This is a genomic window from Sphingomonas sp. dw_22 (assembly GCF_018449795.1).
Lineage (GTDB): Bacteria > Pseudomonadota > Alphaproteobacteria > Sphingomonadales > Sphingomonadaceae > Sphingomonas.
Genome location: NZ_JAAVVE010000077.1, coordinates 1 through 9,764 on the forward strand (window position 1 = coordinate 1; position 9,764 = coordinate 9,764).

Genomic DNA, 9,764 nt, shown 5'->3' on the forward strand with positions numbered 1-9,764 from the left:
CACCTGCTCCTGCGCCGGCCGCCACGCCCCCGGCCAGCACCCCGCAATAAACCCGCCGCATCGGCAAACGAAAAGGGCCGGCCCGCGATTTGCGGACCGGCCCTTTTCTCTGGCCTGTTACGGCCGGCGTTCGCTTTAGAAGCTGACGCCGATCGAGCCGAGCACGCCGCCCTTGCTGGCATTCTTGCCGGTGGGCGTGATGAAGTCGCCATCGGTGTCGACATAGGAAACGCCGAAGGTCAGCGCCTTGTAGGTGTAGGTCGCGCCCAGGCTCCAGTCGGTATATTCCTTGCCGATCGCCAGCCAGCTCGGGCCGAACGTATGGCCGAGATGGGCGGTGAGGCCGATCGGCGTGTTGGGAATGGCACCCGAAAGATCGCCGGCGATATAGACGTTGTCGTTCTTCGGACCGATCTGGTCGAGCGCCAGCGCCTTCTGCTTCGGCGCATAGTTCACCGTGCCCTTGGCGGTCACCGGGCCGAGCGCATAGGAGATCGAGGCATAGGGCTCGATGAAGTCCGACGAGCTGGGATCGCCGGCCGCGCGGGTGCCCGGATAGACGTAATAGACTGCGCCGACATCGAACGTCGCGCCGCCGAAGGTCTTCTTGAAGCCCGCGATCAGGTCGAGTTCCTGATGCGCGGAGCCATGGGCGGTCACATAGTCGTCGATCGACGAACCCCAGGTGCCGATATAGAAGCCCGAAGCGTGGCTGATCGTGATGCCGCCCTGGACCGCGAAGTTGCCGTCGGTCTGCGAGATGCCGCGGAACTTGTAGTCGCTGACCACGGTGGCGCTGCCGTTGATGGTGATCGCCGGCGCGGGCGCGGTTTCGTCTTGCGCCATGGCGGGCGCGGTGGAGGCGAGCATGAGCGCGCCGAAGCCGATCGTTGAGAAGCGCATGGAATCCCTTTCAATAAATTCCCAAAGGGTCCCCACCTGCCGTCGCCTGACGCTGCATCTCTAGTGGCTCGATGGCCGGGCAGCTTCCAGATGACGAAAGGATCATTGCCGAATTACGCTGCGGCGCACAACATTATTTGCCGGTTTGTGACAGGATCGTGAGGAACTGTTGCTGGACCGCAACAGACAGCGCAGGTCAGCGGGCGATCACCGAATCGCGACGATCGCGTCCACTTCCACCGCGGCGCCGAGCGGCAGCACGGGCACGCCCACGGCGCTGCGGGCATGGCGGCCTTCCTCGCCGAACAGCGCCACCATCAGCTCCGACGCGCCGTTGGCCACCTTGGGCTGATCGGTGAAGTCCGCCGCGGAATTGACGAACACGCCGAGCTTCACGATCCGCACGACGCGCGAGAGATCGCCGTCCAGCGCCTTCTTGATCTGCGCGACGAGCATCAGCGCGCAGCGCTGCGCGGCCTCGGCGCCGAATTCCAGATCGCGGCCGTCGCCCAGCCGCCCGGTCATCAGCGCGCCGTCCTTGAACGGGAGCTGCCCGGAGATATGGAGCAGCCCGCCCGCCTCGACCGCGGGAACATAGGCGGCCACAGGAGCGGCGGCTTCGGGAAGGGAGAGGCCCAGCTCTTCCAGCTTGCGATCGATGGCGGTGGTCATGCCGCCGCTCAACCACCAGCGGCGATGGCGGTCAACCCCCAGTCATGGCCCCGGCCACGCTCCCCGCGGCGAAGCGCGCCGCGATCCAGTCCTGCGCCTCGCGCCAGTCGTCGATGCGGGCATGGGCATGCGGCGCGGCCGGCACATGGGGCGCGAGGCTCGGCTCGGCGACCATGTGGAGGCGAAACACCTCCGGCGCATGCTTCGCGACCGATTCGTGATGGACCGCGAGATCGTCGACGAACACCGTGACGGTCGCGCCGAATTCCGCGATCAGCTTCGCCACCGGCCCGCCCTTGCCGCCCTGGTTGCACTCGACGCGGTGGGCGATGCCGTGCGTGGCGAGCTGGGCGATGCGGTGCGGGCGGCAATGATCGCCCAGATTGGTGAGCACGACGATCTCGGCCTGTTCGGCAAGCGCCGCCAGCGCCTCGCGGGCATGCGGCACCAACGTCTGGCGCGCCATCTCGGCCGGGAAGAAGCCGTCGAGCAGCCCCCACATCTCATCACGCTCCACCAGGCTGCGGTCGTGCCGGCGCCGCATCGAATGGGCGAAATCGCCGCCATTGGGCGTGAAGTCGATCGCGTGCGCCTCGTCCAGCCAGGTACCGAAATGGCGGACCATGTGGAGCAGCACTTCGTCGCAATCGGTAATCAGCAGCGGCTTCATGCGCGCTCCAGCGCCATGCGCGCGGCGACCAAAGCGGCGGGCTTCACGTCCAGCGCCTCGGCACAGGCGATCAGATCGGGCTCGTGCGCTTCGAGGAAACCCAGCGTGGCAGCGAGCAGCGAAGGCTCGCCGGCGCGTGCTCGCAGCGATGCGGGATCGAGCCCGGTCAGGTCGAGCAGCCGGCTCGCGCGGTGCGAATCGCCCAGCGTCCAGGCGAGCGCCTGGAGCGCCAATGCCGCCGCATTTGTTTCCAACGCCGCCATCGCCTAGAGAGTCCCTGAAAGCATAGGGTCAAGCGCGTGGCAAAAAGGGTGCTCGTTGTCGAGGACAACGAACTCAATCTGAAGCTGTTCTGCGATCTGCTGCGTGCGCATGGCTTTGCCACCGAGCCGGTGAAGGACGGGCGCGACGCGGTCGCCGCGGCGCGCAGCTTCGAGCCCGACCTTGCGATCATGGATATCCAGCTGCCGCATGTCAGCGGCTATGAGCTGATCCAGCAGATGAAGCTCGATTCGGAGCTGCGCTCGATTCCGATCATGGCGGTCACCGCCTATGCCGGGCGCGAGGATGAGGAACGCATCCGTGCGGTGGGCGCGAATGCCTATGTCTCCAAGCCGATCTCGCTGGCGCGCTTCATGGAGGAAGTGCGCGCGCTCCTGCCGCCCGAACAGGCGGGCACAGAAGAAGCCCCACAGCCATAGGGCCTGGGGCTTCCGGAAGACGATCCCCGCTTTCGCGAGGAACCGCGCAATCCCGCGAGGGAGATTACTTGATCTTCGCTTCCTTGAACTCGACATGCTTGCGCACGACGGGATCATACTTGCGGAACGAGAACTTCTCGGTCTGGGTGCGCGGATTCTTCTTCGTGACGTAGAAGAAACCCGTGTCCGCCGTGCTGACGAGCTTGATCTTGACAGTGGTCGGCTTGGCCATGACCCGAAACCCTTGAATCTGATAAAAAGAAAGAGCGGCACGCGAGGCGCACCGCTTCCAGAAGGGCGCAACTGCGCGAGTCCGCCGGAAAAGTCAAGGCGGGAGCCGTTTGGGGGTACCCTAGTTTGAATCGGATACACCAAATCCTCCCCGAGCTCTGCTCGGGGAGGATTTGCTTCGCGTGGTTCGAACTGCGTCATCCCCCACCGCTTGACGCCCCCTTAACCCCGCCCGGCCCAATATGCCCCACGAACGAGGGAGGCATATGGAAGCGATCGTCCCGGCCTTCCTTCTGGCCATCCTGACACAATTGGGCGAGCGTCCCGCCACGCTCACCGCGATCCTCGCCGATCGCTTCCGCCGGCCGATCCTCGTCGCGCTGGCCGCTGGCCTTGGTCATGCGATCGGCAATTTCCTCGCCGCCGCCGCGAGCCTGGCGATGGCGCCGAGGATGACACCCAATGCCCAGGCGCTGTTCCTGGCGGTGGCGCTCATCTTCGGCGGACTGGCGGCGCTGTGGCCGGCCAAGCCGCCCCAGCGGCTCGATCGCTGGCGGCTCGGCGCGTTCCTCACGCCGCTGCTCGGCGTCGCGATCCTGGCGTTCGGCGGGCAGACGCAGTTCTTCACGCTGGCGCTCTCGCTGCGCGGCCTGCCCTGGCTGGCGGCGGCGGGCGCGACGCTGGGGGCCTTCGCGGTTGCCTTCGTCGCCACCGTGCTGGGCGAGCGGGCCTGGCGCGCGCTCCCTTTGGGCCGGCTCCGCATCGGCACGGGCGCGCTGTTCCTGATCGCCGGCGCCTATATCGGCCTGGGCGCGGTGCGCCTGCTCTGAGCTATGGCTCGCTCGATTGCTGTCATCGGTATAAATCCCATGTGCGGGCATGGACCCGGCACTATATGCCGTTCGTTAGCCCCACGAATCGAAACTTTCCGGAGGACGAAAGATGGCAGACAAGACCGCGGCGCTCCAGACGCCTACCGACCTCAACCGCAACGACACCAAGAGCGTCGCCGATGCGCTGAACAGCGCGCTGGCGGATTGCTTCGCGCTCTACCTCAAGACCAAGAATTTCCACTGGCACGTCTCGGGTCCGCATTTCCGCGACTATCACCTGCTGCTCGATGACCAGGCCGCGCAGATCTACGGCGTGACCGACGCGATCGCCGAGCGCGTGCGCAAGACCGGCAACGTCACGCTCCGCTCAATCGGCGACGTCGCGCGCCATCAGACGATCAAGGACAATGACGCCGACTACGTCGCCCCGGGCGACATGCTGGTCGAGCTGCGCGAGGATAATCTCAAGCTGGTCGAGAGCTTCCGCGCGGTGAAGGAAGCCGCCGAGGCGGCCGGCGACAATGCCACCAGCGGCATCGTCGACGAATGGACCGACCAGGCCGAGGAACGCGCCTGGTTCCTGTTCGAGGCCAGCCGCAAGGGCTGAACCGAACGCCCCCGAAAAGGGCCGAATCAGAAAGGGCCGGGGAGCGATCCCCGGCCCTTCTCACATCACTTGATCGCGGCGAGGTCAGTCTCGACCTTCTTCAGCAGATCGTCGGTCAGCTTGTCCGGCGCAAAGGGCTGCACCTGGTGCAGGCTCATCGACTTGAACTGGTCATAGGACGGATTCGCCGTGACATCGGTCCCCAGATCGACGGCGAGAACGGCCTTGGCCTTCTCGTCGGCGACCAGCGTTTCGATCGGCGTGTCGAGGTTGAACTTGGCCGCGGAGGCGGCATCCGCGGCGGGCGCCGGCGCGGTCGCCACGGCTTCAGTGGCCGCCGGGGCGGGCACGGTCTGGGCCGAGGCGGCGAGGGGCACGAGGCAGGCGGCTGCCGCGATCAGGACGAGCTTCATGCGAGGGAATCTCCATGGAATGGGGCTCAAGTCCTAGCGTGCATGGCTATCGCGCACCAGCGTTTGCGATAGGATGAGGCGTTTCCGGGGGAGAACATATATGATTCGCTGCACGCTGGCCGCCTTGTTGCTCTGTCTTGCGCCGCCCGCCCTCGCGCAGGAGACCCGCAGTCTCGCCGCCGGCGCGCAATCGCCGGCCGCCACGCTGGACCAGCTCGCCTGGCTAGCCGGCACCTGGCGGGGCGAAGGATTGGGGGCACCGGCCACCGAAGTCTATTCGGCGCCGCAGGCGGGCAGGATCGCCGGTCATTTCCTGCAGGAAGACGGCAAGGGCGGCATCGAGTTCTATGAGTTGATGCAGATCGTCCCGCGCGGCGAATCGCTGGTCTATCGCCTGCGCCACTTCAACGCGGACCTGACCGGATGGGAGGACGCCACCGGAAAGGCCGTGGAATTCCCGCTCGTCGCGATCGAGAAGGACGCGATTCATTTCGACGGCCTGACCTTTCGCATCACCGGCCCGCGCGCGATGACCTGCTGGGTGCGGATCCGCCACAAGGACGGCAGCACCGAGGAAATGCCGTTCCGCTACGTCCGCGACTGAGCGCCCGGACCGATCGTCACCAGCCACCAGTCCGGCGGCGCGCCGAAGCGGAACGGGAGCACGCTCGTCCCCCAGCCCGCGCCCACCACGATCGCGCGGGCGCCCTCATGGATCACGCCGCAGCGATAGCGGTCGCCATAGCGCGACGCGGTCGTCAACGCGCCATACCAGGGCAGCACGATCTGGCCGCAATGGGTATGCCCGGCGAGCACCGCGCCGAATTGCGGCGGCAAGCGCGGGATCACGTCGGGGCTGTGGGTGAATGCCAGGATCGGCCCGGGCAGGCGCGCGGCCGCCTGGACCACCGCCGGCACATTGGCATGGCCTGTCTGTTCGTCGCCTATGCCTACCAACGTGATCCCGCCGACGCGCAGTGCACGATTGTCCAGCATCCGGATGCCCGCTGCCTGCAACGCGCTGCGCATGCCCGAGGGCGCACGCCAATAGTCGTGGTTGCCGAGCACCGCATAGACGCCCAGCGGCGCCCGCAGGCGCCCCAGCGGCGCGGCGATCTCCGCATCCGAATAGCTGCGCGTGCCGAGCGCACGATCGCCGACGAAATCGCCCGCCAGCAGCACGAGATCGGGCCGCTCGGCATTCACCTGGGCGACGATGCGCGCGACTCGCTCGGGCGGCATGTCCGGCCCCTGGACATGGACGTCGCTTATCAAGGCGACACGCAGCGGCTGCGCGGTGGCAGGCAGGCCCGGCATCGTGATCGCGGCGCGCCGCACGACCGGATCGGCCAGGACATTGGCATAGCCCCAGCCCGCGAGCCCGAGCAGAAGGAGGAGAATCAGCCCGAGGATGCGCAGCATGCGCGATGCTCTGGCACAAATGCGCTGCCGAAACCATTTAGTCGGGCATGCGCGCATTCGCCGATCTGCTCGATGGCCTGATCTACACGCGCTCGCGCAACGCCAAGCTGCGCCTGATCGGCGACTATCTGCGGCAGACCCCCGATCCCGATCGCGGCTGGGCGATGGCAGCGCTCACCGGCGGGCTCGATCTCCCCGCGGTGAAGCCCGCGCTGATCCGCACGATGGTCGAGGCGCGGGTCGATCCGGTGCTGTTCGCGATGAGCCGCGACTTCGTGGGCGACACGGCCGAGACGATCGCCTTGCTCTGGCCCGAGCCGCACGTGCCGCCGCCCGATGCCGAGCCGCTGACGCTCTCGCACGTGGTCGCGACGCTCGGCACGATCTCCAAGTCCGATGCGCCGGCCACGCTCGCCGCGATGCTCGACCGGCTGGAGGCCGATGAGCGCTTCGCCCTGCTCAAGCTCGCCACCGGTGCGCTGCGCGTCGGCGTCTCCGCGCGCCTCGCCAAGACGGCGTTGGCGCAAGCTTTTGGTCTCGAAGTCGATGCGGTGGAGGAAGTGTGGCACGGCCTCGCCCCGCCCTATGCCCCGCTGTTCGCCTGGGCCGAAGGCAGCGGCGCGCAGCCCACGCCGCAGGACGTCCCCGTCTTCCGCCCCTTCATGCTCGCCCACCCGCTGGAGGAGACGACCGTCAGCCTCGACGACTATGCCGCCGAGTGGAAATGGGACGGCATCCGCGTCCAGCTCGTCCATGTCGCGGGCGAGACGCGGCTCTACAGCCGCGCGGGCGACGACATCACCCGCAGCTTCCCCGAGGTCGCCGCCGCCTTCGCCACGCCCGGCGTGCTCGACGGCGAATTGCTGGTTAAAGGCGAGTTCCAGGGCGGAGAGGCGGCCAGTTTCAACGCGCTCCAGCAGCGCCTCGGCCGCAAGCTGGTGTCGGCGAAGACGCTCGCCGACTTTCCCGCCTTCGTCCGCCTCTACGACATATTGTTCGACGCGGCGGAGGATCTGCGCGCGCTGGACTGGTCCGGACGCCGCGCCCGGCTGGAAGCCTTCGCCGCACACCTCGATCCGGCGCGTTTCGATGTCTCGGCGATCATCGACGCCCCCGATTTCGCCGCGCTGGAGGAGATCCGCGCCGGTGCCCGCGACGCCTCGATCGAAGGGGTGATGCTCAAACGCCGCGATTCGCCCTATGTCGCGGGGCGTCGCGCAGGGCTGTGGTATAAATGGAAGCGCGATCCGCTTACCGCCGATTGCGTGCTGATGTACGCCCAGCGCGGCTCGGGCAAGCGCTCGTCCTTCTATTCGGACTACAGCTTCGGCGCCTGGACCGGGAGCGGCGAGCTGCTCCCGGTCGGCAAGGCCTATTTCGGCTTTACCGACGAGGAGCTGAAATGGCTCGACCACTTCGTGCGCACCCACACGGTCAATCGCTTCGGCCCGGTGCGCGAGGTGGAGAAGACCCTGGTGCTCGAAGTCGCGTTCGATTCGATCCACGAATCGAAGCGCCACAAATCGGGCGTGGCGATGCGCTTCCCCCGGATCAGCCGCATCCGCACCGACAAGCCGGCGCACGAGGCCGACACGATCGAGGGATTGAAGCGGCTCGTTACCTGAAGGTCAGGCGTAGGCGACGCGCACGCGCGTCCGGCGGCTGCGCAGCGCCATGCCCATCGCGCCGAAGCCGCCGAGCATCAGCCCCCAGGCCGCAGGCTCCGGCACGGAGATCACGCCGCTGCCGATGATCGCCTGGTTCTGCGGCGCGATCTGCGCATAGGAATAGCCATTGGCAAGGACCGCGCCGGTGCCGCCGAAGCCGGTGGGTACGACGAGCTGGAGATAGTCCGACGTGGCGTCCGAGAACAGGAGCGTGGTGCCGCCATAGATGGAGGCATATCCGGTGTTGATATAGCCGCCCGCCGTGCCGACGCCCTGGGTCAGGGTAAGCAGGATCGCGCCGGTCGAATCGCGCAGGTTCAGCGAGAAACTGTCGAAATAGCCGATGCCGCTGGTCGGGAAGGCGCTGCCGGCCAGCGAGTAGCTGCCGTCGAACGAGCCGCCGCCGAGCAGCTCGCTGAAGCTGGTGCCGGTGGAGGGAAGGAACGTGCCCGAGAAGCGATATTCCGGACCTGCCAGCGCGGGAGTCGCCGCCGCCAGTGCGCCGATCGCGCACGCCGTGAACAGAAACTTCTTCATCGCCCCGTCTCCCGAACCTTTGCCGTGTTTCGCTTTTACAGCATATTAACCATCTTCACACCCAGTTCGGGTGCCCAATACGGGTCGTTTCGGCACAGGTTCTTGCGATTCACCCGGCGCCCGGTTCGGCGCCCAGGGCCGATCGGCGTTCGGCGTCGAGGTACTCCGCCAACCCTTCCTTCGGCCGGGTGATGGGGAGAGGTCTCGACCCGAACAGCTTGTGCCTGCGAACGCGGGAGCACGACGCCGCACCCGAATCGCAAAGTCTCCCAAAACGAGAAAGGGCCAGGCGTCGCCGCCCGGCCCTTCCCGAATCGCTTGGCGCGAAAACCTCAGCTCATCGGCGTGAGGTTTACCGCTGCGTATTTGCCGCGACGATCGACCTCGAGCTCGAACTCGAGACGGTCGCCTTCGTTGAGCGTGGGCATGCCCGCGCGCTCGACGGCGGAGATGTGGACGAAGGCATCCGGCTGGCCGTCATCGCGCTGGATGAAGCCGAAGCCCTTCATGGCGTTGAAGAACTTGACCGTGCCGGTCGCCTTCTCGCCGGTGAGCTGACGCTGCGGGCCACCGGCACCGCCGGCGCCACCGCGCGGGCCACCCGGGCCGGCATCGCGATCGCGCGGCGGGCCGCGGTCTTCGACCGGGAGCGGCTCGCCGTCGATCTTGAGCTCGGTCGCCGAGATGCGGCCGCCGCGATCGACGAGCGTGAAGCCCATCGGCTGGCCTTCCGCCAAGCCGGTCAGGCCCGCCTGCTCGACTGCCGAGATATGCACGAACACGTCCTCACCGCCATCATCACGGACGACGAAGCCGAAGCCCTTCTGCGCGTTGAAGAATTTGACCACGCCGGTCGCTTCGCCGACCACCTGGGGGGGCATGCCGCGGCCACCGCCGCCGCCGCCGCCAAAGCCACCACCGCCGCCGAAGCCGCCACCACCGCCGCTGCGGAAACCGCCGCCGCCGCCGCAGCCACCACCGCCCCGCCCGCCCCCGAACCGGCCGCGGCTCCCGATGCCCCCGCGACCACCGCACCCCCCGCCCCCCACCCCCCGTCCCCCCTAAGGATTCTGTCGCACGTCCGTGTGAGCTCCCGGCCGGGCCTACG

General features: G+C 67.4%; 13 protein-coding genes and 1 pseudogene. 5 read left to right on the plus strand and 9 right to left on the minus strand.

Annotated features, from left to right (window positions below; all coding sequences use genetic code 11):
• Positions 1–135: 135 nt before the first annotated feature.
• The 4 genes from HB724_RS19670 to HB724_RS19685 all read right to left on the minus strand — a co-directional run bounded on the left by HB724_RS19670 (position 136) and on the right by HB724_RS19685 (position 2,508).
• Complete coding sequence (locus HB724_RS19670) at positions 136–903, minus strand: TorF family putative porin (protein ID WP_213982651.1); 768 nt, start codon at positions 901–903, stop codon at positions 136–138.
• 207 nt (positions 904–1,110) lie between these two features.
• On the minus strand, positions 1,111–1,575 hold the full coding sequence (locus HB724_RS19675; RefSeq protein ID WP_213982652.1) for a RidA family protein: 465 nt from the start codon (positions 1,573–1,575) through the stop codon (positions 1,111–1,113).
• A 31-nt stretch (positions 1,576–1,606) separates the two neighbouring features.
• On the minus strand, positions 1,607–2,245 hold the full coding sequence (locus HB724_RS19680) for an HAD family hydrolase (protein ID WP_213982653.1): 639 nt from the start codon (positions 2,243–2,245) through the stop codon (positions 1,607–1,609).
• Entirely contained in the window at positions 2,242–2,508 is a 267-nt protein-coding gene (locus tag HB724_RS19685; protein WP_213982654.1) for a DUF3572 family protein, read from the minus strand. Before HB724_RS19685 ends, HB724_RS19680 begins: the two co-directional genes overlap by 4 nt.
• A 36-nt stretch (positions 2,509–2,544) precedes the next feature.
• Here HB724_RS19685 and HB724_RS19690 point away from each other — a divergent pair, with 36 nt between their 5' ends.
• Positions 2,545–2,946, plus strand: coding sequence for a response regulator (locus tag HB724_RS19690; protein ID WP_213982655.1), 402 nt, complete (start codon positions 2,545–2,547; stop codon positions 2,944–2,946).
• Positions 2,947–3,010: 64 nt separating this feature from the next.
• Here HB724_RS19690 and rpmG read toward each other — a convergent pair whose 3' ends face one another.
• Positions 3,011–3,178 (minus strand): 50S ribosomal protein L33, encoded by a 168-nt coding sequence (gene rpmG, locus HB724_RS19695; protein WP_025560997.1) that lies wholly within the window; start codon positions 3,176–3,178, stop codon positions 3,011–3,013.
• 265 nt (positions 3,179–3,443) lie between these two features.
• Here rpmG and HB724_RS19700 point away from each other — a divergent pair, with 265 nt between their 5' ends.
• Positions 3,444–4,007, plus strand: a complete 564-nt coding sequence (locus HB724_RS19700) for a TMEM165/GDT1 family protein (protein ID WP_213982656.1) — start codon at positions 3,444–3,446, stop codon at positions 4,005–4,007.
• 112 nt (positions 4,008–4,119) lie between these two features.
• The gene (locus HB724_RS19705; RefSeq protein ID WP_213982657.1) at positions 4,120–4,617 is read left to right on the plus strand and encodes a DNA starvation/stationary phase protection protein; all 498 of its coding nucleotides are present in this window, start codon (positions 4,120–4,122) and stop codon (positions 4,615–4,617) included.
• Positions 4,618–4,682: 65 nt separating this feature from the next.
• Here the strand turns inward: HB724_RS19705 and HB724_RS19710 are convergent, their stop codons facing one another.
• The gene (locus HB724_RS19710) at positions 4,683–5,030 is read right to left on the minus strand and encodes a hypothetical protein (RefSeq protein ID WP_213982658.1); all 348 of its coding nucleotides are present in this window, start codon (positions 5,028–5,030) and stop codon (positions 4,683–4,685) included.
• 100 nt (positions 5,031–5,130) lie between these two features.
• Here HB724_RS19710 and HB724_RS19715 point away from each other — a divergent pair, with 100 nt between their 5' ends.
• Positions 5,131–5,634 (plus strand): DUF6265 family protein, encoded by a 504-nt coding sequence (locus HB724_RS19715; RefSeq protein WP_213982659.1) that lies wholly within the window; start codon positions 5,131–5,133, stop codon positions 5,632–5,634.
• Here the strand turns inward: HB724_RS19715 and HB724_RS19720 are convergent.
• Complete coding sequence (locus tag HB724_RS19720; RefSeq protein ID WP_213982660.1) at positions 5,619–6,452, minus strand: metallophosphoesterase; 834 nt, start codon at positions 6,450–6,452, stop codon at positions 5,619–5,621. The two genes, HB724_RS19715 and HB724_RS19720, sit on opposite strands and share 16 nt — an antisense overlap.
• Positions 6,453–6,499: 47 nt before the next feature.
• On the opposite strand from HB724_RS19720, the gene HB724_RS19725 reads away from it, so the two are divergent.
• Positions 6,500–8,077 (plus strand): cisplatin damage response ATP-dependent DNA ligase, encoded by a 1,578-nt coding sequence (locus tag HB724_RS19725; protein WP_213982661.1) that lies wholly within the window; start codon positions 6,500–6,502, stop codon positions 8,075–8,077.
• 3 nt (positions 8,078–8,080) lie between these two features.
• Here the strand turns inward: HB724_RS19725 and HB724_RS19730 are convergent, their stop codons facing one another.
• Together HB724_RS19730 and HB724_RS20650 are read right to left on the minus strand one after the other, a co-directional pair.
• Entirely contained in the window at positions 8,081–8,656 is a 576-nt protein-coding gene (locus HB724_RS19730; protein WP_213982662.1) for a PEPxxWA-CTERM sorting domain-containing protein, read from the minus strand.
• Between the two features lie 332 nt (positions 8,657–8,988).
• A pseudogene (locus HB724_RS20650) lies at positions 8,989–9,687 on the minus strand (cold-shock protein); the annotation flags it as partial.
• Positions 9,688–9,764 lie beyond the last annotated feature (77 nt).

Bases quoted from the DNA above. Each gene is read 5' to 3' on its own strand.
- HB724_RS19680 (WP_213982653.1), bottom strand. From the start codon at position 2,245: ATGAAGCCGCTGCTGATTACCGATTGCGACGAAGTGCTGCTCCACATG.
- HB724_RS19725 (WP_213982661.1), top strand. From the start codon at position 6,500: ATGCGCGCATTCGCCGATCTGCTCGATGGCCTGATCTACACGCGCTCG.
- HB724_RS19730 (WP_213982662.1), bottom strand. From the start codon at position 8,656: ATGAAGAAGTTTCTGTTCACGGCGTGCGCGATCGGCGCACTGGCGGCG.
- HB724_RS19675 (WP_213982652.1), bottom strand. From the start codon at position 1,575: ATGACCACCGCCATCGATCGCAAGCTGGAAGAGCTGGGCCTCTCCCTT.
- HB724_RS19685 (WP_213982654.1), bottom strand. From the start codon at position 2,508: ATGGCGGCGTTGGAAACAAATGCGGCGGCATTGGCGCTCCAGGCGCTC.
- HB724_RS19715 (WP_213982659.1), top strand. From the start codon at position 5,131: ATGATTCGCTGCACGCTGGCCGCCTTGTTGCTCTGTCTTGCGCCGCCC.
- HB724_RS19705 (WP_213982657.1), top strand. From the start codon at position 4,120: ATGGCAGACAAGACCGCGGCGCTCCAGACGCCTACCGACCTCAACCGC.
- HB724_RS19710 (WP_213982658.1), bottom strand. From the start codon at position 5,030: ATGAAGCTCGTCCTGATCGCGGCAGCCGCCTGCCTCGTGCCCCTCGCC.
- HB724_RS19700 (WP_213982656.1), top strand. From the start codon at position 3,444: ATGGAAGCGATCGTCCCGGCCTTCCTTCTGGCCATCCTGACACAATTG.
- rpmG (WP_025560997.1), bottom strand. From the start codon at position 3,178: ATGGCCAAGCCGACCACTGTCAAGATCAAGCTCGTCAGCACGGCGGAC.
- HB724_RS19670 (WP_213982651.1), bottom strand. From the start codon at position 903: ATGCGCTTCTCAACGATCGGCTTCGGCGCGCTCATGCTCGCCTCCACC.
- HB724_RS19720 (WP_213982660.1), bottom strand. From the start codon at position 6,452: ATGCTGCGCATCCTCGGGCTGATTCTCCTCCTTCTGCTCGGGCTCGCG.